This is a genomic window from Shinella sedimenti (genome assembly GCF_022601905.1).
Taxonomy (GTDB): domain Bacteria; phylum Pseudomonadota; class Alphaproteobacteria; order Rhizobiales; family Rhizobiaceae; genus Shinella; species Shinella sedimenti.
In genome coordinates, this window is sequence record NZ_JAKVIN010000002.1 from 1 (window position 1) to 22,080 (window position 22,080).

The window sequence follows — 22,080 nt, forward strand, 5'->3', positions numbered from 1 at the left end:
GTCCGGCGGCGGAAGGACGTTCAGGATAGGCGATGGGCGGAAGGCGGGGATGATTTGCGGGTGAAAAGGGCGGCGGGAACTGGAATGATTGGGTTTTTCCGGCGTCGATGTCCCCGCACTTCGCTGTTGTGGCTTAACAATTCCCGCGAGCGCGGGGATCACGGTGGAAAGGGAGGGGGCGGAGGAAAGGTTGCGAAAGTTGAAAGGGTGGGGCGGCGTGCGTGCAGGTGCCGTCCCTCACACCGCCTTGGGCAAGGCAGTGAGGATCCAGTCGCGGAAGGCCTTGATCTTGCGGATGTTGCGGCGGTTTTCGGGGTAGGCGAGCCAGTAGTCGCGGCCGTCGTTGCAGGTAAGCTCGAAGGGCTGGTAGAGCTGGCCGGCGGCGACTTCGGCGCGAAAATGGCCGGGATTAAGAATGGCGACGCCCTGGCCGGCCATGGCGACCTGTGCGTCGATGGTCTGGACGCCCAGCTCGTTGGCCGGAAAGCGCTCCAGGCCCGGATCATCGATGCCCGCGGCGGCAAACCAGGTGCGCCACCAGATGTCCAGCGGGCTGATGATGGGCAGTTTCAGGAGGTCGGCGGGCGCGCGGATGCCGCCGATCGTTTCGGCAAGTTTGGGGCTGAGCATCGGTGCGAAATCCATGCGCATGACGCGGTGGCAGGCAAGACCCGGCCAGTCACCCTTGCCCCAGCGGATCGAGACATCGGCCTCCTCGCGTGAGAAATCGATCAGGTCCTGCGATGTGGACAGCCGCACCGCGATGGCCGGATGCTTGAGCTGGAAATCGCCGAGCGTGCGGCTCAGCCACTGCGTGGCGAAGGTGGGCGTGGAATTGATATGCAGCTTTTCCTCGCTCGCGCCCTTCAGGTCGGCGATGGCTTCGGCGAGCTTGCCGAGACCTTCCGCCACCTTGGGCCGCAGACGCTCCCCGGCCTCGCTCAGCACGACCTGACGCGGCTGGCGCAGGAAGAGCGTTACGCCGAGCGTCTCCTCCAGAAGCTTGATCTGGTAGCTGACGGCCGTCTGGGTCATGCCGAGCTCGTCGCCGGCGCGGGTGAAGCTGCCGTGGCGTGCGGCCGCCTCGAAGACGCGTAGCGCATTGAGCGGGACGTTCCGGGACATCTTCAAGGCCAAGTTCTCTTTATGGATGTAGATTAAGGTTCGATTGGAATTCCAACATTTTCCAGGGCATGGTGCAATCCATCACTGGAAATTTCGAGGCTTCATTATGTCCTACGCTGTTGATCGGGAGCCCGTCGGCGTCCTGCCGTTTCGTGAACTCACTTTCTGGCAAAGGCTGTCACACGGCATCTTCCGCCGGCAGCGGGCGGCTATATCGCGGCTCGACGTCACCGCGCTGTCGGATCACCTGAAACGGGATCTCGGCTTTCTTGACGGGCGCTGTTAGAGCCCTGCTGCATCATTCGATACCGAAGCAATCCCGCTTCGACTGGAAATGCCCTGGGTTTTCGCGGCGAAGGCGACGAGCAGTTCGGCGGCGGTCATGGCAGCGATAACCTCAGGCCGCTTGTCGTTCACGGCCGTTCCGCCGATCGGCAGGACGAGCCTGTCGGCCACGCTGCGGTCGATGCCGTCCTCGTCCAGCGTATGCAGGAAGCTGGCGCGCTTCGACTTCGAGCCGACCATGCCGATATAGGCGAGGTCGGTGCGGGCGAGCGCTTCGCGCGCGATCATGAAATCGAGCGCGTGATCATGCGTGACGATGACGACGGCCGCGCCCGCCGGAATGTCGGCGATCACCGATGCCGGCTTGTCGCTCAGCCGGTGATGCACCTCGGAGGTCATCTGGTCGAGTTCGGTCTCGCGCTTCTCCACGACGAAAACCTTGAGAGGCAGAGGCGTCAGCGCATCGGCCAGCGCGCGCCCGACATGGCCGGCGCCGAAGACCCAGACCTGCGGCTTGCGCCGCTCGTCCTCGGCCAGCCGTGCATCCAGCGCGGCGCGGGCGGGCTCGTCTGCAAAGGTGAAGGTCAGCGTGACGCGGCCGCCGCAGCACTCGCCGATCTCAGGACCAAGTGGGATATCGAGCACCGGCTCGCCGCCGGCCTCGGCCAGCAGCTTGCGCGCGTTCTCGATGGCTTCGTATTCCAGCTGCCCGCCGCCGATGGTACCGTGAATATCGGTCGGCGCCACCAGCATGAAGGCGCCGGCGTCGCGCGGGGCCGAGCCCTTGACGGCGGTGATATCGACGATGACGACGCGGTGTTCCCGGGCGAGAAAACCCTCCAGGCTGTCCTGCAGAAAATTCATGATGGTCTTCTTGTTTGCTGCTTATCGGTTGTTTGTTCTTACTGGGCGGTCCAGCCGCCATCGACGGAGATGTGGGTGCCGTTGATGGACTTTGCCGCATCCGAGGCGAGGAAAAGCGCGATGGCAGCGACCTCGTCGGTGCCGACGAATTCCTTGGTGGGCTGGAATTTCAGCATGACATCCGATTTCACCTCCGCCTCGCTAATGCCGCGGGCCTTGGCCGTATCGGGGATCTGCTTTTCGACGAGGGGTGTGAGCACATAGCCGGGGCAGATGGTGTTGGCGGTAATGCGGTTTTCGGCGACCTCCAACGCCACGGTCTTCGTGAGACCCATGACGCCATGCTTGGCGGCGACATAGGCTGCCTTGAAGGGGGAGGCGACCAGGCCGTGCGCGGAGGCGATGTTGATGATGCGGCCCCAGCCCTTGCGCTTCATGTGCGGCACGGCATTGCGAATGGTGTGGAAGGAGCTGGAAAGATTGATCGCGATGATCTGGTCCCACTTCTCCACGGGAAAGTCCTCGATCTTCTCGACATGCTGGATGCCGGCATTGTTGACGAGGATATCGACGCCGTCGAACTGTTCGACCGCCGTCTGGATGAGGTCGGAAATCTCGTGCGGTTTGGTCATGTCGGCGGGATGGTAGAGCACCTTGCCCTTGCCGAGGCCGTCGAGCTTCGCGCGGATCGCCTCGATCTCGTCGGCCGCGCCGAAGCCGTTGATGACGACATTGGCGTTGTTTTCGGCAAAGGCGGTGGCGATGGCGAGACCGATGCCGCTGGTCGAGCCGGTGACGACGACGCTTTTCATGAGGGCAATCTCCAATTCATGCTCTGATGTCGGCAGCCTACGCCCAAAATTCAAGCAATGACAATTGCGTTTTGCGCGCGGTACAGTCCCGCTGGAAGCGGGGCAAAGGTGCGTTTTATTTTCCTTTGACATTCGTTTTTGTATCGTATTGAAGATTCGAAGGGTCCTGGAGAGGCCCGCAACGGGAGGGCGGAATGAGCGGATATGTTCTCGCGATCGATCAGGGCACGACATCGAGCCGGGCGATCGTTTTCGACGGCAAGCAGAAGGTCGTCGGTTCGGGGCAGAAGGAATTCACGCAGATCTTTCCGCAGTCCGGCTGGGTGGAGCACGATCCGGAGGAAATCTGGGAAAGCGTCGTCTGGTCGGTGAAGGCGGCGCTGAAAAAGGCCGACGTCAAGGCCTCCGACATTTCCGCCATCGGCATCACCAACCAGCGCGAGACGGTCGTGGTGTGGGAGCGCGAGAGCGGTAAGGCGATCCACAATGCCATCGTCTGGCAGGACCGCCGCACGGCCTCCTATTGCGAGAAGCTGAAGCGGCAGGACCTTGAAAAGACCTTCACGAAGAAGACCGGCCTGCTGCTCGATCCCTATTTCTCGGGCACCAAACTGTCCTGGCTGCTCTCCAATGTGAAGGGCGCCCGCGCCCGCGCGGCCAAGGGCGACCTGTGCTTCGGCACCATCGATTCATTCCTTATCTGGCGGCTGACGGGCGGCACGGCCCATGTCACCGACGCCACCAATGCCAGCCGCACGCTGATGTACAACATCGCCGACAACAGCTGGGATGACGACCTCCTCGACATCCTGCGCGTGCCCAAGGCCATGCTGCCCGAGGTGCTGGACTGCGCGGCGGATTTCGGCGTGACGGAGAAAAGCCTGTTCGGTGCTGAAATCCCGATCCTCGGCGTGGCCGGCGACCAGCAGGCTGCGACCATCGGCCAGGCCTGCTTCGAGCCGGGCATGATGAAATCCACCTATGGCACCGGCTGCTTTGCGTTGCTCAACACCGGCCCGGACATGGTGCGCTCGAAGAACCGGCTGCTGACCACCATCGCCTACCGGCTGGACGGCGAGACGACCTATGCGCTCGAGGGTTCGATCTTCATTGCGGGGGCGGCCGTGCAATGGTTGCGCGACGGGCTGAAGGTCATCAAGTCGGCCGCCGATACCGGCGATCTCGCGGCCAAGGCCGACCCGACGCAAAATGTCTATCTCGTGCCTGCCTTCACGGGGCTGGGCGCGCCGCACTGGGACCCGGAGGCGCGTGCCGCGATCTACGGCATGACGCGCAATACGGGGCCGGCGGAATTCGCCCGCGCCGCGCTTGAAGCCGTGTGCTACCAGACGCGCGACCTGCTCGACGCCATGCACAAGGACTGGAAGGCGAACGGCAAGGAAACGGTGCTGCGCGTCGATGGAGGCATGGTCGCCTCCGACTGGACGATGCAGCGCCTTGCCGACATTCTCGACGCGCCCGTCGACCGCCCGACCATTCTGGAGACGACGGCGCTGGGGGCCGCATGGCTTGCCGGCCAGCGCGCCGGCGTGTGGCCGGACCGCAAGGGCTTTGCCAAGTCCTGGGCGCGCGACACGCGCTTCGAGCCCAAAATGGATGAGAAGACCCGCGCGACGAAGATCAAGGGCTGGAAAGATGCGGTGCGCCGCACGCTGAGCGCCGGCTAGGATTTTGGTCACGGGGAGGGCGGTCCGGTGCCCTTCCAGTCCGCGCGGTTCAGCTCGTACCATACTTCGCCCTGTTCGCAGCCCGGGAAGATGTCCGGGCCGGTAACATCGACGGTGCGCGTGTGGCGCATGCCGAGCTTTTCCATGACGCGGCGCGAGGGATTGTTCACCGCCATCGTGCAGGCGACGATGGTATCGTAGCCGGCGTTCTCGAACCCCCAGTTCACAAGGGCTGCGGCACTTTCCGATGCAAAACCTTGGCCCCATTCCGCCTGTCGCAGGCGGTAGCCGAGTTCGGCCAGCCTTGCCGTTTCCGGCCAAAGGCCAGATCCAGCCGACGAAGGCCCGGCTGGCGGTGCGGCGCACCGTCCAGACATGGGGCTCGGTGCCGCGCGGCATGAGGAAGGTTGCATCCGGGTCGCTCTCCGCCTTGCCGACCGGGTAGCCGCCATTGAGGAAGCGCATGACCGCGGGATCGCTTTCGAGCGCGATGAAATCGGCGCGGTCGTCAGGCGTGCACGGGGTCAGTGTCAGTTGCCTCGTCTGCAACACCGTCATGCGTACAGTCCTCTCTGTCTGGCGGCGACTGTGCCCCGATTTTTCCACTTTGCCAGCCTGGCGGCGGATGCGTGCAGAAAATCGGTGCATGACGGCGGGCGGAGCGGTATGGATCGGCCGGTTCGTCAATGGAGATCGCCATGCCGCAGGCCGAAGACCGGTGCGCGACGCCTTCGCCCGCCACCGTGCCGGGCCGGGCGTGCGGTAGCTGCACGCTGTGCTGCCGGCTGCCCGATATCGATCTGTTCGACAAGCCGGCCAACGCCTGGTGCCGGCATTGCATTGCTGGCAAGGGCTGTTCGATCTACGAGGAGCGGCCGTCCGTCTGCCGGGATTTTCTCTGTCTGTGGATGACGGACGCTACGCTCGGCGCTGCCTGGGACCCGTCGCGTTCCCACATGATGATCTATCGGCAGGGGCCGCAGATCACCGTTCTGGTCGATCCCGATCACGCGGATATCTGGCGGCTGGAGCCGTATCACGCGCAGTTGCAGGCCTGGGCTGACCAGGGGGCGTCGACAGGCGGCTATGTCATCGTGTTCCAGCAGGACGACGTCTTCAAGATCTGATCCGGTGAAAATAATCCGGTGCGGCCTGTCGGCGGACGCGCTACGTCTACGTCTTCCAGCCAACGGGAGGTTTCCATGCTGTATGCCGTTCTCTGCTACGATTCCGAAAGTGAAGTCTGTGCCTGGTCGAAGGAGCAGGACGACAAGGTCATGGCCGATCTCGGCGCCGTCAACCAGCGGTATGCCGAGGCCGGCAAGCTGGGGCCTGTCGCCCGCTTGATGCCGACGACGGCGGCCGTGACGGTGCGCAAGGGCGCGACCGATGCCATCGTGATGGACGGGCCGTTTGCCGAGACCAAGGAACAGTTCCTTGGCTTCTTCGTGGTGCAGGCCGAGACGCTGGAGGAGGCGATCACCTTCGCGCGCGAGCTTTCCGCCGCCAACCCGGCGCACGGCACCTATGAAATCCGGCCGCTGCAATATTTCATGCCGGGAGTGCCCATCGCATGACGGACCCCGGCTGGATCGATCTTGCGCTCACATCGGCGCGGCCGCAGGCCATGGGCGCGCTTCTGCGCTATTTTCGTGACCTCGACCTCGCGCAGGAGGCCTTTCAGGAGGCCTGTCTCAGGGCGCTGAAGACCTGGCCGGAAAAGGGACCGCCGCGTGACCCCGCGGCCTGGCTGATCTTCGTGGGCCGCAACAGTGGTATCGACCAGGTGCGCAAGCGGGCAAAGACCCAGCCGCTGCCGCCCGAAGAGATGCTCTCCGACCTCGAGGACCGGGAGGCGGACATGGCCGACCGGCTGGACGGCGCGCATTACCGCGACGATATCCTGCGGCTGCTCTTCGTCTGCTGCCATCCCGAACTGCCGGCGACACAGCAGATCGCGCTGGCGCTGCGCATCGTTTCCGGGCTTTCCGTGCGCCAGATCGCGCGCGCGTTCCTCGTATCGGAAGCGGCGATGGAGCAGCGCATCACGCGGGCCAAGGCGCGGATCGGTGCGGCGGGCGTTGCCTTCGAGACGCCGGATGCGGTGGCGCGTGCCGAACGCCTCGGCCGTGTCGCCGCGATGATCTATCTCGTCTTCAACGAGGGCTATTCGGCCGGCGCGCCGGAAAAGCTCGATACGCCGTTCTGCGCGGAGGCGATCCGGCTGGCGCGGTTGCTTTTGGTGCTGTTTCCGGCCGAACCGGAGATCATGGGGCTGACGGCGCTGCTGCTGCTCCAGCATGCGCGGCGCAAGGCGCGTTTCGACGGCGACGGCCAGATCGTGCTTCTGGAGGACCAGGACCGGTCGCTCTGGGACCGCGGCATGATCGACGAAGCACTGGTGCTGATCGACAAGGCGCTGCGCCACCGCGCGCCGGGACCATTCCAGATCCAGGCAGCTATTGCCGCGCTGCATGCCCGCGCGCCGACGGCGGCGCAAACCGACTGGCTGGAGATCGACCTACTCTACCAGACGCTGGAACGCCTCCAGCCGTCGCCGGTCGTCACGCTCAACCGGGCGGTGGCGGTGTCGAAGCGCGCGGGGCCGGAGGCCGCACTGGCGCTGGTGGAGCCGCTGGCGGATACGCTTTCGGGCTACTTCTACTTCCACGGCCTGCGCGGCGGGCTCCTGAAACAGCTTGGCCGTTATTCAGAGGCCTGCGAGGCCTTCGGCAAGGCGATCGCACTTGCCACCTCTACAGCGGAAGCCGCGCATATCCGCCAGCATCTCGACAGCCTGCAGCGTGAGATGGCCGCAGGTGCAGTGCCTTCAAGCGCTCCGTAAACACACTGTTTCCCGAGCGGGGCTTTCAACCGGGGCGCGGACGCCATATTTCAGGGAAAATCCTCTGATCTGGAACATCCCATGGAACTTGGCCTCTATACCTTCGCCGATGTCGATCCCAATGCCGCCGACAAGGGTCGGGATGGGGAGCGGCGGCTGAAAGAGCTGCTTGACGAGATCGAGCTTGCCGATCAGGTCGGCCTCGACGTGTTCGGGCTTGGTGAACATCACCGTCCGGACTATGCGGCGTCTGCCCCCGCCGTCGTGTTGGCGGCGGCAGCGGCGCGCACGAAGACCATCCGGCTTTCAAGTGCGGTGACGGTGCTGTCGTCGGACGATCCGGTGCGGGTGTTCCAGCAGTTCTCGACTGTCGACCTCATCTCGGGTGGCCGGGCCGAAATCATGGCGGGGCGCGGCTCCTTCATCGAATCCTTCCCGCTGTTCGGCTATGCGCTCGACGATTACGACAAGCTCTTCGAGGAGAAGCTCGATCTGCTGCTCGCGCTCAACGAGAGCGAAAAGGTCTCGTGGAACGGCACCATGCGCGCGCCGCTGCCCGGGCTCGGTGTTTATCCCCGGCCGGTCCATGGCCGGCTGCCGATCTGGATTGCCGTCGGCGGCACGCCGCAATCGGTGGCGCGCGCGGGCGCCTATGGCCTGCCGCTGGCCCTTGCCATCATCGGTGGCACGCCGGCGCGCTATGCGCCGCTCTTCGATCTCTACCGCGAGGCCGCGCGCCGCGCGGGCCAGGACGCAGCGGGGCTGAAGACGAGCATCAACGTGCACGGTTTCATCGCTGACACGACGCAGGAGGCGGCCGACACATTCTATGGCCCGCAGGCTGCGGTGATGAACCGCATCGGCGGCGAGCGCGGCTGGGGACCCACCAGCCGGGCGCAGTTCGACCAGTCAACCGGACCTGACGGCCATCTGTTCCTGGGCGATCCGGAGACGGTGGCGCGCAAGATCGTGGCGCATCAGCGGATTTTCCGCAACGATCGCTTCCTTTTGCAGATGGCAATCGGGCTGATGCCGCATGACCGGCTTCTTCGCGGGATCGAACTCTACGGCACCAAGGTTGCGCCGCTGGTGCGCGAAATGCTGGCCGAGGACAAGACGGCGGAGGCGCCCGCTTCTGCCTGACAGCGGCGCGCGGTTGTGTTAGGACGCCCCGCGAAAGAGAGATGCGATGACTCTAGAAAATGATGAAGACCTGGAGGGCCTGAAGGCCATCGGGCGGATCTGCGCCAATGTTCTGCAGCATATGTCGACGGCCGTCCGGCCGGGCATGACGACCGGGGAACTCGACCTGATCGGCCGGCGCATGCTGGAGGAGGCGGGTGCCACCTCCGCACCGGAGAGCTGCTACAAGTTTCCGGGCGCGACCTGCATCAGCATCAACGAGGAAGTTGCGCACGGCATTCCCGGCGAACGCGTGATCAGGAACGGCGATCTCATCAATATCGACGTCTCGGCGGTGCGGGACGGTTATTTTGCCGATACGGGCGCATCCTTCACATTGGGCCGTTCAACGCCTGCCGTTGAGCGCCTTTGCCGTGACGGCAAGCGGGCGCTCTGGGTGGGGCTCAAGGAGGTCAAGACCGGAAAGCCTTTCGCGCAGGTGGGCAACGCCATCGGCGAATTCGCCCGCAAGAACCGTTATACGCTGATCGCCAATCTTGCGAGCCACGGCGTCGGCCGGTCGCTGCACGAGGAGCCCACGGAAATCGCGACCTGGCCAGACCCACAGGAAAAGCGCCGCATGACGGAAGGCTTGGTTTTCACGGTGGAGCCGTTCCTGTCGCTCGGCGCCAACTGGGCGGGCAGCGGCGACAAGGACGAATGGACGCTCTATAGCGAGCCGAGCGCACCGACCGTGCAGTTCGAGCATACTGTGGTGGCCACCCGCAACGGGCCGCTCGTCGTCACGCTGCCGGGCTGAGCCTTCAACGGCGCTGATCGACGGATCAATTTATCTCGTTTGTTCGCCTGGCGCCGCGGTGCCATGGTCGCGCCATGACGCAGTGCACAAATTTCCTGTCCCGCGAGCCGGTGCGGGCCGCGCTTTCAGGCGCGGTCGCGATGGCCGTTGCGATGGGCATCGGCCGGTTCTTCTACACACCCGTGCTGCCGGGCATGATGACGGGGCTTGGTCTTGATGCGGCCGAGGCCGGCGTGATTGCCGCGGCAAATTTCGCGGGCTACCTGCTGGGAGCACTGCTTGCCGCCCACGGCTGGGCCACCGGCCGGGAGAGGCCTCTGGCAATCGGTGCGCTCGCCGCCACCGTGCTGCTGCTGTTTGCCATGGCGCTGGCGTCCGATGTCGCGGTGCTCTCCGTCATTCGTTTCCTTGCAGGGCTCGCCAGCGCCTTCGCCATGATCTTCACCTCCGGCATCGTGCTTTCCATCGGCCTCAGCCACGGCGATCCGCGCGTGCAGCGGGCGCATTTTTCCGGCGTCGGCTGCGGCATCGCGGTTTCGGCGGTGCTCGTCTATGTCCTGTCGCTGGTTCCGCCCACGGCGATTTCGCCGTGGCGCATCGACTGGCTGGCCGGCGGGCTTCTGGGGGCTGTCGGCCTTGCAGCCGTGGCGCTTCTTCTGCCCCGTCCGGCCGCGCAGGCTGACTCCCGGCGCGAGCCGTCCATCAGGTGGACGCGGCCACTGGTGGCGTTGACGGCGAGCTATGGACTGTTCGGCATCGGCTATGTCGTCACCGCCACCTTCATCGTGGCCATCGCGCGCGCGGGCGCCCATGATCCGCTGCTGGAATGCCTTACCTGGCTCGTGACCGGCGCGGCTGCGGCAATCTCCCTTTTTGCATGGCGCCCGGTCGAGCGCCGTCTCGGCGTGGCGGCAACCTATCTGGCCGCGCTTCTTTTGGAAGCGGTCGGTGTCGCGGCGACCGTCGTGCTGCCGTTTCCGGCATCGGCCCTCATCGGCGGCGCGCTGCTCGGCTTCACCTTCATGATCGTGACGGCGTACGGCTTGCAGCTTGGGCGCAGACTGGCAAGCGACAGCCCACGCCAGGTGCTGGCGCTGATGACGGCCGCCTTCGGGGTGGGGCAGATCGTCGGCCCGCTCGGCGCCGGCATACTGGCCGCGCAGACCGGCAGCTATGTGCTGCCGAGCCTTGTCGCAGCCGGCGTCCTGCTGATCGCCGCGGTGACGGTCGTCGCCGGCGGAGCGCTTTCCATTAAATCTCCGTAATGCCGGCCCACGGTAATTGTTGCGGCGCGCAAACTCCTCTAGATTCAGCGTGAATTGGCGGTGCCGCTGCCGCTGAACGATCGAGAGTCTCGCCCTTGTTCCATTCCTTCTTCCCGCAGCCCAAGCTGTTCTTCTCGTCCTTCGTCGTCTGGTCGATCATCTGCATGGTGGTCTGGTATACGGTGGGGCCGCAAATGGGGGCGGCGATCGGCTTGCCGCCACTGGCGCCCGGTGAGGCCGCGCCGCTCGGCATCGCCTACTTCTTCTCTCCCGACAATCTCTGGTTCTACCTGTATTTCGCGATCTTCGTCGCGATCTTCGGTGGAGCCTGGAAGGTGATCGCGCGTGACCATCCCTGGACGAACTGGTCGATCTGGGGCACCGCGTTCCTCATCTTCATCGCCTATTTCACCGTGCAGGCCTATGTCGCCATCAACAACTGGCGCGGCCCGTTCTTCGACCTCTTCCAGAAAGGCCTGACCGGGCCCGGAAACGTCACCGCGACCGAACTGTGGGACATGCAGATCTACTTCCTGCAGATCGGTGCCGTCGCCGTCGTCATCAATGTCGTGACGGCCTTCTTCACCAACCACTACGTCTTCCGCTGGCGTACCGCGATGAACGACTATTACATGTCGCTCTGGCCGAAGCTGCGTCATATCGAAGGCGCCTCGCAGCGTGTGCAGGAAGACACGATGCGCTTCGCCAATATCGTCGAAGGCCTCGGCGTCGTCTTCATCAACTCCATCATGACGCTCGTCGTGTTCCTGCCGCTGCTCTTCAAGCTGTCCGAGCATATGGCGGATGTGCCGGTTCTCGGCGCCATTCCGCACTCGCTGTTCTGGCTGGCCATCGGCTGGTCGATCTTCGGCACGGCGCTGCTGGCGCTCGCCGGCATCAAGCTGCCGGGTCTGCAATTCCGCAACCAGCGCGTCGAGGCGGCCTATCGTAAGGAACTCGTCTATGGCGAGGACGATGCGGACCGGGCGCAGCCCGTCACGGTGCGGGAGCTGTTCAACAATGTGCGCAAGAACTACTTCCGCATGTACTGGCACTATTGCTACTTCAACATCGCGCGCTTCGGCTACAACCAGCTCGACGGCAGCTTCCTCACCTTCATCCTGATCCCCACCGTTGCTGCCGGCAAGATCACGATGGGTCTGTGGCAGCAGATCAGCACGGCCTTTGGCCAGGTGACGGATTCCTTCCAGTACCTCGTCAGCTACTGGTCAACCATCATCGAGCTGCTTTCCATCTACAAGCGTCTGAAAGCCTTCGAGGCGGCGATCGATGACAAGCCGCTGCCGGAAATCGACCAGCGTTACCTGGAGCGGGAAGCCGCCGAAGGGGAGCTTGCGGCCAACCGGCCGTAACGCTTCGACCTTAAACGATCAGAGGGCGGCTCCGGCCGCCCTTTTTTCCTTGGTGAGGATATCCATGGCCTCGACATAGCTGACGCAGGCCACATCCTCCTTGCTGCAGGTCTCCGTCAGGAAACGGTCGAGGGCACGCCAGTAGGCGCCGGCATTCATCTCGACAAAATGGAAGCCGAGCTGGAGGGGAATGCGCGCGCCGTCATATTGTCCGGTGAAGGCGTCGCGGTAGGCTTTCAGCGTGCTGTCCTCGAAGGCCGCGTTCTTGTCAGGGTTCTCCTTGCCCTTGGAATGGCGGACATAGAGGTTGTAATCCATGGCGATGACAGGGCGCTGCGAGGCGCCTTCGGGAATGAGCGGCAGGCCGAAGCGGGCGATATCGCCGCTGGTGACCGGCATGGCCGGCCCCTTGGTGACGAGGCTCGCATCGTAGGTGAAGCCTTTCGCCTTCAGCGCCTTGACGAGGCCGGGGCCGGCGGAGAGGTAGGGCGCGCGGAAGCCCTTGATGTCCTCTTTCACGAAGCGTTGCCAGTCGGCGGGCTCGCGCTCGGGCGCCCCGGCATTGCGCCAGCCGTTCTTCAGCGCGTCGGCGAAGAAAGCGAACTCTGCCGCCCAGTCGTTCTCGCTCCATTTGCCGCCGTCGAAATGGCCGCAGGCATGGCTGCCGATATCGTGGCCTTCCTGTTTCGCCATCCAGATTTCGCTGAGCCTGAGCAGCGTATCCTGCCTGTCCGGCGAAAAGCCCACATTCGAGCGGCCGCGCTTTTCGTGCGGCGCCTGATAGGTGGCCCGGTCCTCCCGCGGGAAGAGGAAGGTGCAGGAGAGGAAGTAGGTGAAATGCGCGCCGGTACGCTTGGCCATGGCGCGGCTCTTCTCCCAGAGCGCATTGTCATGCGCGCCGTCGAAGGAGACGATGACGAGCTGCTTGCGTTTCACCGTCTCGCCGGCCTTGTCCTCGGCAAGCGCCGGCACGGCGGCCACGGCTGCGGAAAGGCAAAGAAGGACGAAACGAGACGAAAACAACGACAAGAGGACCACCCGCGACAATTTGCAAAGGGTCCGTCATCGATTGTGAATGCGGCAATCCTTTGATCGGGCTGGCATTATCGTTCCGTGACGGATATTCCTGCGCAAACGGCCCTGCGGCCGGAAGTTCTTCAAGGGGCATTATCATGACGCTGCTCGTCGCCGGTCTCGTTCTCTTCATCGCCACGCATCTGCTGAGGCCCATCGCGCCCGGGCTGCGCAATTCCGCCATCGCCGCGTTCGGCAAGCCGGGTTGGATGGCCCTGCACGGCATCGCCTCGCTCGTAAGCCTTGCGCTCATCGCCTACGGTTTTGTCCAGGCGCGCGAGAATGGCGGGGAGATGCTCTATTTCCCGCCGAAATTCCTGTCGCATATCGCGCTGACGCTGATGCTGATCGCCTCGATCTGTCTCGTCGCCGGGTTTCTCCCGGCCGGTCATATCCGCACGAAGCTGAAGTTTCCGATCCTCGTCGCGATCAAGATCTGGGCGCTGGCGCATCTTCTGGCCAACGGCGAGAGCTATTCCGTGCTGCTCTTCGTGACCATTCTCGCCTGGGCGGTCATCCTGCGCATCACTTTGAAGAAGCGCATCGCCAATGGCGAGACGAAACTGCCGGTCTTCGTGTCGGCGAAATACGATGCGATTTCCGTCGTCATTGGCCTGGCGCTCTACCTCGTGATCCTCTTCAAGCTTCACGAATGGTTGATCGGCGTCGCGCCGCTGCCGTGATCGGGGGCTGAACCGGCGCTTTTCGCGCCTGCCCCCTTACAACGCGGCCAAAATGGAGTAGAAGGCGCGAACTCCAATCGTCAGCAAGAGCCGGGCAGGGAATGGTAAATCAGGACGACAGCTTTATCCGCGAGGTGAATGAGGAACTGCGCTCGGACCAGATGCGTCTGGTCTGGAAGCGTTTCGGACGCATTCTCATCGGCATTGCCGTACTGGTCGTTCTCGGCACAATCGGCAAGGTGAGCTACGAATACTGGCGGGATTCGGAAGCATCCGCCGCCGGCGACGAGTTCCTGGCCGCGCTGACACTTGCCCGCGACGGCAAGAAGGACGAGGCGCTCGAAGCCCTCGGCAAGCTCGAGAAGGAAGGCTTCGGCTCCTATCCCGTGCTCGCCCGCATGCGCTCGGCCTCGCTGCTCGCCGAAACGGATGCGCAGGGCGCGGTCAATGCCTTCACCGCCATCGCCAAGGATACGTCCGTGCCGCAGCCGGTGCGTGATGCCGCCCGCCTGCGCGCCGCCTATCTTCTGGTCGACACCGGAACCTACGAGCAGGTTTCCGCCGAAGTCGAGCAGCTGACCACGCCGCAGAGCGCTACGCGCCACTCCGCGCGCGAGGTTCTCGGCCTGTCCGCCTACAAGCATGGGGATTACGCACGCGCCAAGGAATGGTTCGACGCGATCCTCAACGACAACGAGACGCCGCGCAACGTCGCCAACCGTGCGCAGATGCTGCTTGACCTGATTACGGCAAGCGGCAAGCTGTCCTCCTGATCCGGCTTTCGCCGGACACCGAAACGGAATTGATCCATGAGCTTCACCGTCGCCATTGTCGGACGCCCGAATGTCGGCAAGTCCACCCTGTTCAACAGGCTCGTGGGCAAGAAGCTTGCGCTGGTCGATGACACGCCCGGCGTGACGCGTGACCGCCGCCCGGGCGATGCGCGCCTCATCGACCTGAAATTCCGCATCGTCGACACGGCGGGCCTTGAAGAGGCCGCGCCGGACACCTTGCAGGGCCGCATGCGCGCCCAGACGGAAGCCGCCATCGACGAGGCCGACCTGTCGCTCTTCGTCGTGGATGCCAAGATGGGGCTGACGCCCGTCGACCAGGCGCTCGCCGAAATGCTGCGCAAGAAGGGCAAGCCCGTCGTGCTCGTTGCCAACAAGTCGGAAGCCCGCGGCTCTGACGGCGGCTTCTATGACGCCTTCACGCTGGGGCTTGGCGAGCCGACGCCGATTTCGGCCGAACACGGCCAGGGCATGCTCGACCTGCGCGACGCCATCGTCGCCGCGATCGGCGAGGAGCGGGCCTATCCGGAAGAGGACGAGGCCGTCACCAATATCGACCTGCGCGCGGAAGCCGCCGAGCAGGGCATCGAGCGCGACGACGACTACGAGCCGGAATATGACGAGACGAAGCCGCTGCGCGTGGCCATCGTCGGTCGGCCGAATGCCGGCAAGTCGACGCTGATCAACCGCTTCCTCGGCGAAGACCGGCTGCTGACCGGCCCGGAGGCGGGCATCACGCGCGATTCCATCTCCGTCGACTGGAGCTGGAACGACCGGACGATCAAGATGTTCGACACGGCCGGCATGCGGCGCAAGGCGCGCGTGCAGGAGAAACTGGAGAAGCTTTCGGTTGCCGACGGCCTGCGCGCCATCCGCTTTGCGGAGACCGTCGTCATTGTCTTCGATTCCACCATTCCCTTCGAAAAGCAGGATCTGCAGATCGTCGACCTCGTGCTGCGCGAGGGCCGCGCAGCCGTGCTTGCCTTCAACAAGTGGGATCTGATCGACGACCCGCAGGCGGTGCTGGCGGATCTGCGCGAGAAGACGGACCGGCTGCTGCCGCAGGCGCGCGGTATTCGTGCCGTGCCGGTCTCCGGTCAGACTGGGCGTGGCCTGGACAAGCTGATGCAGGCCGTCATCGACACGGACCGCACCTGGAACCGCCGCATCTCCACCGCCAAGCTCAACCGCTGGCTGGATGCGCAGCAGACGCAGCATCCGCCGCCGGCCGTCTCGGGCCGGCGCCTGAAGCTGAAATACATGACGCAGGTGAAGGCCCGCCCGCCGGGCTTCATGATCTCCTGCACGCGTCCCGATGCCGTGCCGGAATCCTATATCCGCTACCTCACCAATGGTCTGCGCAACGATTTCAACATGCCGGGCGTGCCGATCCGCATCCACTTCAGGGCAACGGACAATCCGTATGCCTCGAAGGCGAAGAAGAGGCGCTGATTTTCGGGTCAGGTCTGATGTGCCCGCGGATCGCGCTTGGCGCAAAACCGAAGCGCGCGCGAAACCGCACGGCAAAACGGGATTGCGATTCGTAGCCGACCGCCTCCGCGATACGCAGGATCGAAAGGTCGGTGGATTGCAGGAGCTGCATGGCGATCGACATGCGCACATCGATCAGCAGCGACTGCAGTGACCAGTTTTCCGCCGCGAGCTTGCGCCGCAAGGTTGCCTCGCTGACGCCGGTGAGGCGGCAGAGCCGCACGCTCGTCCAGTCCCCGTTCGGTTCATTCGAGATGAGGTCGCGTACGCGGTCGCTGAAGCCGGGCGGTCTTGGTGGAGCAAAACGCCCGCCGGCCAGATCGAGCCAGAGCAGGAGTTCGTCGAGACGGTGTCGGGCAATCTCGACCGGGATGCCGCCCGGCTCGGTGATCGCCTGCGCGCAATCGGCGAAGGCATCATGGAACCGCTTGTGAGGGCCGTGGATCGGGAAAGCGCGGGGGAAAGGCCGGCCTTGTCCAGCCTTGGCGGCGAAGGCGCCCACGGTATCCGGCTCGAAGGCGATCCAGCGCGCTTCATAGGCGTGCTCGCCCTCGGCCGCGTTCACCACATCGAAGGTTTCGCCCTGGGCGAGCGCGATGCACCCGCCGGCCGGCACCACCCATTCCTCCTCGCCGCTGCGCAGTATCTTCGTGCCGCGCTCGACCAGGATAAGGACAGGGCGATTGATCAGGATATTGGCATAGCGCAGCCGATTGTACTGCACGATGCGTGCGGAAGCGCCGACATCAGGGCGTATGGCGATGCTCATCCGGTTCATCCTTGTTCCTGCCCGAGCCTAGCCTTTCGCGGCCGGGCCGGGCAAGACGTCGGCCATCAGCGCTTGCCCTTGGCGGAAATGGTCGCTGTCGCAAGCGCATTCATATTGCTCACGAAGCCGACCATGGCGGGCGTCGCATTGTCGGGCACCGGCAGTCTGTCGATCCCGAGCGCTTTCACGGTGATGGTGTAATCGTGCTCCGGTCCTTCCGGCGGGCAGGCGCCGAGGAAGCCGGGTGCCCCCATATCCGTCGGGGTCATGCGTGCACCCTCCGGCATCTCGGCTTTGCCTTTGCCGTTGCCGGCGCCGGCCGGGAGCGAGGTTGCGTCCGCCGGCAGGTCCACCACGACCCAATGCCACCAGCCGGAGCCCGTCGGGGCATCCTTGTCATAGATCGTCACCACGAAACTCCTCGTGCCCTCAGGCGCGTTGGACCAGTGGATATCGGGTGAGAGATTTTGCCCTGTGCAGCCCATGATGTCGGAGAACTGGGCCGGCTGGACCTGCCCGGAGGCGAAGGCCCTGCTGGTCACGGTGAAATCGGCCGCATGGGCGGCAAGGGGGCAAAAGGAGAGGGCAGCGAAGAAGGTCGCCATGCAGCGGGATATGGTCATGGTCTTTTCCTGTGTACCTTGGAGACAGGAAAAGTGTAGGCGCAGACTCCATCCGCGTCGGTGCACGGCCGATCGATTTTGGCGCCGATCCGATCAATCAGGCTTCCGGCAGCTTGTCCCTGGCCACCAGTGCGCCGTGATGCTGGATGACGGCGGCGGCGACGTTTGCGGCAAACCGCGCGGCGTCCTGCGGGCTCGCACCCGTGGCGAGGCGGGCGAGAAAAGCGCCGTTGAAGCTGTCACCGGCGCTCGTCGTGTCGATGATCGTCTCGACCTTCGCGGACGGGGCGTGGCTGCGCTCCTCGCCGAAGACCAGCGTCGCGCCCTCGGCGCCATCCTTCACCACCAGGTCGGCCACGCCGAGCGCGCGATAGCGGGCGATGGTCTCTTCCAGCCCGGCATCGCCGAAATGGGTCGTTTCGTCGTCCAGGCTCGGCATGACGAGGGTGGCGGCGCGTGCGCCTTCGGTGATCGTGTCGCGCATGCGCGCGGCATCGTCCCATAGCCGGGGGCGGATATTGGGATCGAAGGCGATGCGCTTGCCGGTGGCCTTCGCGCGGCGCAACTCGGCCAGCAGCGTTTCCACATCTTCCGGCGGCAGGATCGCCAGCGTTATGCCAGAGAAGACGAGGAGGTCAGACGCATCCATCGCCGCGCGCAGACGATCGCCGTCACGCGCCAGCAGCCTGGCGGCAGAAGCGGAGCGCCAGTAGGAGAAGCTGCGCTCGCCATCCTTCAGATGGATCATGTAGAGGCCGGGCGAGCGGCCCTCGATTTGGGCAACATGCTCGGTGCCGATGCCGTGGCCCTGCATGAAGGCGAGCATTTCGTCGGAAATCGTGTCCGTTCCGACGGCGGAGAGGTAGTCGACGCTCCAGTCCGATGGGAGGTACTGGCGGGCATAATAGGCAGTGTTGAAGGTATCGCCGGCATAGCCTTTGCGCAGCAGCCCGCCTTCCGCCTGCATCAGTTCCACCATGCATTCGCCGATTGCAAGCAGCCGCCCTGTCATGCCCTGTTCCTCCCGCCTAATTGCGCCGGAAAGAGGAAATACTGTCAAAGAGTTGGCGCGGCAAGACGATGCCCGCGCTTTCGGCGGCCTGTTGCCGCGAAAGGCGATCGAGACCGGGCACATGGACACCGTAATCGCGGGAAAGCCGTTCCGCCTGCGCCTCGAGCCGTGCGGTGAAATCATCGGCCAGAAGTTGCGGCGACAAGGCCAGCACGAAGAGGCCGGCACCGGGCGAAGCGTCACCCGCCTGGAAATCCGGCGCGTCGAGCGACCAGTTCGCGCCGGTCATTCCCGCGGCGAGGATTTCGACCATCAGGGCGATGTTGGCGCCACGTGCCCCGCCGAAGGCAAGCAGCGCGCCCTGCATGGCGGCGAAGGGATCGGTCGTCGGGCTGCCGTCCTGATCGAGCGCCCAGTCGTCCGGGATCGGCTCACCGCGCGCTGCGGCCTCGCGCACCTTCACGAAGGCGGTGGCGCTGGAGGACTGGTCCATCAGCACGAACCGGCCATCGGCAAGCGGTGCGGCGAAGGCCAGCGGATTGGTGGAATAGACAGGCTGGGTGGCGCCGGCGCCGGCGAGCAGGGCCGGCCCGTTCGTCGCGGCGATGGCGACCAGGCCCTCCGCCGCGAGGCGTGCGGCATACCAGCCGAGTTCGCCCGTCGTGTAGCTGTTGTGCGCGGTGAAGATGGAGACGCCGAGTGCTTTCGCCTTTGTGACGAGCTCCTCGCAGGCCATGTCGAAACCATATTGCGCCACGCCGCCCATGACGTCGCATTTCAGGATGGCGGGCACGGGAGACGTGATGAGGGGCTCGGCGCGCCCATCGATACGGCCATCGACGAGGGCGTGGAGATAATCGGTGAGGTGGGCAAAGCCGACCGCACCCTTGCCGGCGGCTTCGGCATCCACGCTCGCGCGGGCAAGGGCAGCTGCCGCCGCCTCGACCATGCCGACACGCATCAGCGCGGTTTTCGCAAGCACAAAGGCTTCATCTGGCAAAAGGGTGACGTCAGCTGTCATGCGGTCAACCTGTCCTGGGAATTTCGTCTTGGGATCCGGGGTATCATCAAGACCTGCTGCCGCTTCGTCAACCTGCGAAAAATCCCGCCGCGCGCCGTTTACCCTCCACCGGGCGCGCGCTACATCTTGGCCGAACGCAAACCAACCGGAGCGAGAATGCATGACCAAGCCACGTAAGAAGGCCGACGATTGGTGGCGCGGCGCGGTGATCTATCAGGTCTATCCGCGCTCGTTTCAGGACACGACCGGGGATGGGATGGGGGATCTGCGCGGCATCACCCGGCGGCTCGGGCACATCGCTTCGCTCGGCGTCGACGCCATCTGGCTGTCGCCCTTCTTCAAGTCGCCGATGGCCGACATGGGCTATGACGTCTCGGATTATTGCGATGTCGATCCGATGTTCGGCACGCTCGCCGATTTCGACGCCATGCTGGCGGAGGCGCACCGCCTCGGCATGAAGGTCATTATCGACCAGGTGATCTCGCACACATCTGACCAGCATCCGTGGTTCATCGAAAGCCGCGCGAGCCGGGACAACCCCAAGGCGGACTGGTATGTCTGGGCCGACCCCAAGCGCGACGGCACCGCGCCCAACAACTGGCTGTCGATCTTCGGCGGGCCGGGCTGGGAATGGGACGGTGTGCGCAAGCAATATTACATGCACAACTTCCTGACCTCGCAGCCGGATCTGAACTTCCACAATCCGGATGTGCAGGATGCGCTCTTGAAGACCGTGCGCTTCTGGCTCGACCGCGGCATCGACGGCTTCCGGCTCGACACGGTGAACTTCTATTTCCACGACAGGAAGCTGCGCGACAACCCGCCGCACGAGCCCGACCCTGAAGAGATCGGTTTGGATGCGCCCGACGTGAACCCCTACGGCATGCAGTCGCATCGCTATGACAAGACGCAGCCGGAGAACATCGATTTCCTCAAGCGTTTTCGCGCGCTGCTCGACGAGTATTCCGGGCGTATGACGGTGGGCGAGGTCGGCGACGGTGCGCGCTCGCTGAAGACGGTTGCCGACTATACCGGTGGCGGCGACAAGCTCAACATGTGCTACACGTTCGACCTGCTCGGCCCGGATTTCACCGCCGAGCATATCCGTAAGTGCGTGCAGGCCTTCCAGCGCGCGGTGACCGACGGCTGGGTCTGCTGGGCCTTCTCCAATCACGACGTCAACCGTCATGTCAGCCGCTTCATCAAGGGGCCGGAGGAGCGCGAGCGAGTGGCCAAGCTTGCGATCACGCTGCTGTCGACGCTGCGCGGTTCAATATGCCTCTACCAGGGCGAGGAGCTTGGGCTGACGGAAGCCGACCTTGCCTTCGAGGACCTGCGCGATCCCTACGGCATCCGCTTCTGGCCAGCGTTCAAGGGGCGTGACGGATGCCGCACGCCCATGCCCTGGCAGCAGGGCGAGGCGCATGCCGGTTTCAGCACGGCCAAGCCCTGGCTTCCGGTGCCGGAGGACCATGCGCGCCACGCCGTCGACACACAGGAAAAGATCGCGGGCTCCGTTCTCAACCACTATCGCGCGACGCTCGCCTTCCGCAAGGCGCACGACCTGCTGCATGACGGCGACATGGCCTTCGTGCATTCCAATCAGGACATTCTCGCCTTCACGCGAGAAAAGGGAGGCGAGAAGCTGCTCTTCGTCTTCAACCTGACGCGCGAGAAGGCCGAATTCGTGCCGGCAAAATCGCTCAAGCTCGGCCAGCCGGTCTCCGTTCCGGGCTTCGGCGCGAAGCTGAAGGACGGCACGATCGAGCTGGACGGGCTGGATATGGCCTGTGTGCGGGTGTGAGCTTGCAGACAGGCGAGCACGATAGTATCATAAAGTGATACTTTGGAGATGTGCCATGGCGTCCAGCTACACTCTTGGCAGTCATTATGAGACCTTCGTTCGTGAGCTTCTGGCCAGCGGACGTTACGCGAGCGCGAGCGAGGTCGTGCGAGATGGTCTGCGACTGCTCGAGGATCGCGAGATGCAGCGCGAAGCCAGGATTGCAGCGCTGCGGGAGGCTATTCAGGAAGGGCTGGACAGCGGGCCCGCGACTGCGCTCGACATGGATGCGATAAAGGTACACGCCCGTATCGGTCGGCGAACCACGCGCAATGCTTGAGGTCTTTCATCTTCCGCGCGCGGAGGAAGACCTGATCGACATCTGGCGCCACATTGCGCACGACAGTGAAAGCGCCGCCGATCGACTGCTTGACAGGTTTGCCGATGCCGCAGAAAAGCTCGCGGCTCATCCGGATGCCGGCCGACCGCGACCGGAATTGGCGGAAGGTCTGCGCAGCCTTTCTGTCGGAAACTACGTGTTGTTCTATACGGTGACGCCGCCCCGCCTGATTCTCGTACGCATTCTAAGTCGCTATCTCGATATCGACGATGCGGATTTTCAGCCCTAACGCAA

General features: G+C 64.3%; 24 protein-coding genes. 15 read left to right on the forward strand and 9 right to left on the reverse strand.

Going from position 1 to position 22,080, the window contains the following annotated elements:
* Positions 1 to 237 precede the first annotated feature (237 nt).
* Positions 238 to 1,131, reverse strand: coding sequence for a LysR substrate-binding domain-containing protein (locus MKI86_RS04170; protein ID WP_241597892.1), 894 nt, complete (start codon positions 1,129 to 1,131; stop codon positions 238 to 240).
* Between the two features lie 100 nt (positions 1,132 to 1,231).
* Here MKI86_RS04170 and MKI86_RS04175 point away from each other — a divergent pair, with 100 nt between their 5' ends.
* Positions 1,232 to 1,411, forward strand: coding sequence for a hypothetical protein (locus MKI86_RS04175; protein WP_241597894.1), 180 nt, complete (start codon positions 1,232 to 1,234; stop codon positions 1,409 to 1,411).
* Here MKI86_RS04175 and xdhC read toward each other — a convergent pair.
* Complete coding sequence (gene xdhC / locus MKI86_RS04180) at positions 1,408 to 2,274, reverse strand: xanthine dehydrogenase accessory protein XdhC (RefSeq protein WP_241597896.1); 867 nt, start codon at positions 2,272 to 2,274, stop codon at positions 1,408 to 1,410. The two genes, MKI86_RS04175 and xdhC, sit on opposite strands and share 4 nt — an antisense overlap.
* A gap of 38 nt (positions 2,275 to 2,312) precedes the next feature.
* Positions 2,313 to 3,086 carry a 3-hydroxybutyrate dehydrogenase gene (locus MKI86_RS04185; RefSeq protein ID WP_241597898.1) on the reverse strand — a complete coding sequence of 258 codons (774 nt, stop codon included), beginning with the start codon at positions 3,084 to 3,086 and terminating at the stop codon, positions 2,313 to 2,315.
* 194 nt (positions 3,087 to 3,280) lie between these two features.
* On the opposite strand from MKI86_RS04185, the gene glpK reads away from it, so the two are divergent.
* On the forward strand, positions 3,281 to 4,774 hold the full coding sequence (gene glpK / locus MKI86_RS04190; protein WP_241597903.1) for a glycerol kinase GlpK: 1,494 nt from the start codon (positions 3,281 to 3,283) through the stop codon (positions 4,772 to 4,774).
* A gap of 8 nt (positions 4,775 to 4,782) precedes the next feature.
* Here the strand turns inward: glpK and MKI86_RS04195 are convergent, their stop codons facing one another.
* The gene (locus tag MKI86_RS04195) at positions 4,783 to 5,151 is read right to left on the reverse strand and encodes a GNAT family N-acetyltransferase (protein WP_241597905.1); all 369 of its coding nucleotides are present in this window, start codon (positions 5,149 to 5,151) and stop codon (positions 4,783 to 4,785) included.
* A 321-nt stretch (positions 5,152 to 5,472) separates the two neighbouring features.
* On the opposite strand from MKI86_RS04195, the gene MKI86_RS04200 reads away from it, so the two are divergent.
* From MKI86_RS04200 to sbmA, 7 genes are all read left to right on the forward strand, one after another.
* Entirely contained in the window at positions 5,473 to 5,901 is a 429-nt protein-coding gene (locus tag MKI86_RS04200; protein WP_241597907.1) for a YkgJ family cysteine cluster protein, read from the forward strand.
* A gap of 75 nt (positions 5,902 to 5,976) precedes the next feature.
* Positions 5,977 to 6,351 carry a YciI family protein gene (locus MKI86_RS04205; protein ID WP_134646892.1) on the forward strand — a complete coding sequence of 125 codons (375 nt, stop codon included), beginning with the start codon at positions 5,977 to 5,979 and terminating at the stop codon, positions 6,349 to 6,351.
* Entirely contained in the window at positions 6,348 to 7,619 is a 1,272-nt protein-coding gene (locus tag MKI86_RS04210; RefSeq protein WP_241597909.1) for an RNA polymerase sigma factor, read from the forward strand. Before MKI86_RS04205 ends, MKI86_RS04210 begins: the two co-directional genes overlap by 4 nt.
* Before the next feature lie 81 nt (positions 7,620 to 7,700).
* On the forward strand, positions 7,701 to 8,762 hold the full coding sequence (locus MKI86_RS04215) for an LLM class flavin-dependent oxidoreductase (protein WP_241597911.1): 1,062 nt from the start codon (positions 7,701 to 7,703) through the stop codon (positions 8,760 to 8,762).
* A 46-nt stretch (positions 8,763 to 8,808) separates the two neighbouring features.
* Positions 8,809 to 9,561: a type I methionyl aminopeptidase gene (gene map / locus MKI86_RS04220; RefSeq protein ID WP_241597913.1), complete on the forward strand. Its 753-nt coding sequence runs from the start codon at positions 8,809 to 8,811 to the stop codon at positions 9,559 to 9,561.
* A gap of 74 nt (positions 9,562 to 9,635) precedes the next feature.
* The gene (locus MKI86_RS04225; RefSeq protein WP_241597915.1) at positions 9,636 to 10,826 is read left to right on the forward strand and encodes a YbfB/YjiJ family MFS transporter; all 1,191 of its coding nucleotides are present in this window, start codon (positions 9,636 to 9,638) and stop codon (positions 10,824 to 10,826) included.
* 95 nt (positions 10,827 to 10,921) lie between these two features.
* Positions 10,922 to 12,199 carry a peptide antibiotic transporter SbmA gene (sbmA, locus tag MKI86_RS04230; protein WP_241597925.1) on the forward strand — a complete coding sequence of 426 codons (1,278 nt, stop codon included), beginning with the start codon at positions 10,922 to 10,924 and terminating at the stop codon, positions 12,197 to 12,199.
* Between the two features lie 18 nt (positions 12,200 to 12,217).
* Here sbmA and MKI86_RS04235 read toward each other — a convergent pair whose 3' ends face one another.
* The gene (locus tag MKI86_RS04235) at positions 12,218 to 13,228 is read right to left on the reverse strand and encodes a polysaccharide deacetylase family protein (protein ID WP_370879884.1); all 1,011 of its coding nucleotides are present in this window, start codon (positions 13,226 to 13,228) and stop codon (positions 12,218 to 12,220) included.
* A 143-nt stretch (positions 13,229 to 13,371) separates the two neighbouring features.
* Here MKI86_RS04235 and MKI86_RS04240 point away from each other — a divergent pair, with 143 nt between their 5' ends.
* The 3 genes from MKI86_RS04240 (at position 13,372) to der (ending at position 16,199) form a co-directional block, all read left to right on the forward strand.
* Entirely contained in the window at positions 13,372 to 13,956 is a 585-nt protein-coding gene (locus tag MKI86_RS04240) for an NnrU family protein (RefSeq protein ID WP_241597927.1), read from the forward strand.
* A gap of 101 nt (positions 13,957 to 14,057) precedes the next feature.
* Entirely contained in the window at positions 14,058 to 14,729 is a 672-nt protein-coding gene (locus MKI86_RS04245; RefSeq protein WP_241597929.1) for a tetratricopeptide repeat protein, read from the forward strand.
* 36 nt (positions 14,730 to 14,765) lie between these two features.
* Positions 14,766 to 16,199, forward strand: a complete 1,434-nt coding sequence (gene der, locus MKI86_RS04250; RefSeq protein ID WP_241597933.1) for a ribosome biogenesis GTPase Der — start codon at positions 14,766 to 14,768, stop codon at positions 16,197 to 16,199.
* On the opposite strand, the gene MKI86_RS04255 is transcribed toward der, so the two are convergent.
* From MKI86_RS04255 to MKI86_RS04270, 4 genes are all read right to left on the reverse strand, one after another.
* Positions 16,150 to 17,007 (reverse strand): helix-turn-helix transcriptional regulator, encoded by an 858-nt coding sequence (locus MKI86_RS04255; protein WP_241597934.1) that lies wholly within the window; start codon positions 17,005 to 17,007, stop codon positions 16,150 to 16,152. The two genes, der and MKI86_RS04255, sit on opposite strands and share 50 nt — an antisense overlap.
* Before the next feature lie 65 nt (positions 17,008 to 17,072).
* Positions 17,073 to 17,630: a YbhB/YbcL family Raf kinase inhibitor-like protein gene (locus tag MKI86_RS04260; protein WP_370879885.1), complete on the reverse strand. Its 558-nt coding sequence runs from the start codon at positions 17,628 to 17,630 to the stop codon at positions 17,073 to 17,075.
* 97 nt (positions 17,631 to 17,727) lie between these two features.
* On the reverse strand, positions 17,728 to 18,642 hold the full coding sequence (locus MKI86_RS04265) for a sugar kinase (protein ID WP_241597935.1): 915 nt from the start codon (positions 18,640 to 18,642) through the stop codon (positions 17,728 to 17,730).
* A 16-nt stretch (positions 18,643 to 18,658) separates the two neighbouring features.
* Entirely contained in the window at positions 18,659 to 19,663 is a 1,005-nt protein-coding gene (locus MKI86_RS04270) for an Ldh family oxidoreductase (RefSeq protein ID WP_241597936.1), read from the reverse strand.
* 160 nt (positions 19,664 to 19,823) lie between these two features.
* On the opposite strand from MKI86_RS04270, the gene bglA reads away from it, so the two are divergent.
* The 3 genes from bglA to MKI86_RS04285 are packed head-to-tail and all read left to right on the forward strand — an operon-like array spanning position 19,824 to position 22,075.
* The gene (gene bglA / locus MKI86_RS04275) at positions 19,824 to 21,467 is read left to right on the forward strand and encodes a beta-galactosidase BglA (protein ID WP_241597937.1); all 1,644 of its coding nucleotides are present in this window, start codon (positions 19,824 to 19,826) and stop codon (positions 21,465 to 21,467) included.
* A 55-nt stretch (positions 21,468 to 21,522) separates the two neighbouring features.
* Positions 21,523 to 21,786, forward strand: coding sequence for a type II toxin-antitoxin system ParD family antitoxin (locus MKI86_RS04280; RefSeq protein ID WP_241597938.1), 264 nt, complete (start codon positions 21,523 to 21,525; stop codon positions 21,784 to 21,786).
* Positions 21,779 to 22,075 carry a type II toxin-antitoxin system RelE/ParE family toxin gene (locus MKI86_RS04285; protein ID WP_241597939.1) on the forward strand — a complete coding sequence of 99 codons (297 nt, stop codon included), beginning with the start codon at positions 21,779 to 21,781 and terminating at the stop codon, positions 22,073 to 22,075. Before MKI86_RS04280 ends, MKI86_RS04285 begins: the two co-directional genes overlap by 8 nt.
* Positions 22,076 to 22,080 lie beyond the last annotated feature (5 nt).

What these genes read in the sequence shown, in the direction of transcription:
- MKI86_RS04175 (WP_241597894.1), top strand. Translation starts at nt 1,232, where the DNA reads ATGTCCTACGCTGTTGATCGGGAGCCCGTCGGCGTCCTGCCGTTTCGT.
- xdhC (WP_241597896.1), bottom strand. Translation starts at nt 2,274, where the DNA reads ATGAATTTTCTGCAGGACAGCCTGGAGGGTTTTCTCGCCCGGGAACAC.
- MKI86_RS04185 (WP_241597898.1), bottom strand. Translation starts at nt 3,086, where the DNA reads ATGAAAAGCGTCGTCGTCACCGGCTCGACCAGCGGCATCGGTCTCGCC.
- glpK (WP_241597903.1), top strand. Translation starts at nt 3,281, where the DNA reads ATGAGCGGATATGTTCTCGCGATCGATCAGGGCACGACATCGAGCCGG.
- MKI86_RS04195 (WP_241597905.1), bottom strand. Translation starts at nt 5,151, where the DNA reads ATGTCTGGACGGTGCGCCGCACCGCCAGCCGGGCCTTCGTCGGCTGGA.
- MKI86_RS04200 (WP_241597907.1), top strand. Translation starts at nt 5,473, where the DNA reads ATGCCGCAGGCCGAAGACCGGTGCGCGACGCCTTCGCCCGCCACCGTG.
- MKI86_RS04205 (WP_134646892.1), top strand. Translation starts at nt 5,977, where the DNA reads ATGCTGTATGCCGTTCTCTGCTACGATTCCGAAAGTGAAGTCTGTGCC.
- MKI86_RS04210 (WP_241597909.1), top strand. Translation starts at nt 6,348, where the DNA reads ATGACGGACCCCGGCTGGATCGATCTTGCGCTCACATCGGCGCGGCCG.
- MKI86_RS04215 (WP_241597911.1), top strand. Translation starts at nt 7,701, where the DNA reads ATGGAACTTGGCCTCTATACCTTCGCCGATGTCGATCCCAATGCCGCC.
- map (WP_241597913.1), top strand. Translation starts at nt 8,809, where the DNA reads ATGACTCTAGAAAATGATGAAGACCTGGAGGGCCTGAAGGCCATCGGG.
- MKI86_RS04225 (WP_241597915.1), top strand. Translation starts at nt 9,636, where the DNA reads ATGACGCAGTGCACAAATTTCCTGTCCCGCGAGCCGGTGCGGGCCGCG.
- MKI86_RS04240 (WP_241597927.1), top strand. Translation starts at nt 13,372, where the DNA reads ATGACGCTGCTCGTCGCCGGTCTCGTTCTCTTCATCGCCACGCATCTG.
- MKI86_RS04245 (WP_241597929.1), top strand. Translation starts at nt 14,058, where the DNA reads ATGGTAAATCAGGACGACAGCTTTATCCGCGAGGTGAATGAGGAACTG.
- der (WP_241597933.1), top strand. Translation starts at nt 14,766, where the DNA reads ATGAGCTTCACCGTCGCCATTGTCGGACGCCCGAATGTCGGCAAGTCC.
- MKI86_RS04255 (WP_241597934.1), bottom strand. Translation starts at nt 17,007, where the DNA reads ATGAGCATCGCCATACGCCCTGATGTCGGCGCTTCCGCACGCATCGTG.
- MKI86_RS04260 (WP_370879885.1), bottom strand. Translation starts at nt 17,630, where the DNA reads ATGACCATATCCCGCTGCATGGCGACCTTCTTCGCTGCCCTCTCCTTT.
- MKI86_RS04265 (WP_241597935.1), bottom strand. Translation starts at nt 18,642, where the DNA reads ATGACAGGGCGGCTGCTTGCAATCGGCGAATGCATGGTGGAACTGATG.
- MKI86_RS04270 (WP_241597936.1), bottom strand. Translation starts at nt 19,663, where the DNA reads ATGACAGCTGACGTCACCCTTTTGCCAGATGAAGCCTTTGTGCTTGCG.
- bglA (WP_241597937.1), top strand. Translation starts at nt 19,824, where the DNA reads ATGACCAAGCCACGTAAGAAGGCCGACGATTGGTGGCGCGGCGCGGTG.
- MKI86_RS04280 (WP_241597938.1), top strand. Translation starts at nt 21,523, where the DNA reads ATGGCGTCCAGCTACACTCTTGGCAGTCATTATGAGACCTTCGTTCGT.
- MKI86_RS04285 (WP_241597939.1), top strand. Translation starts at nt 21,779, where the DNA reads ATGCTTGAGGTCTTTCATCTTCCGCGCGCGGAGGAAGACCTGATCGAC.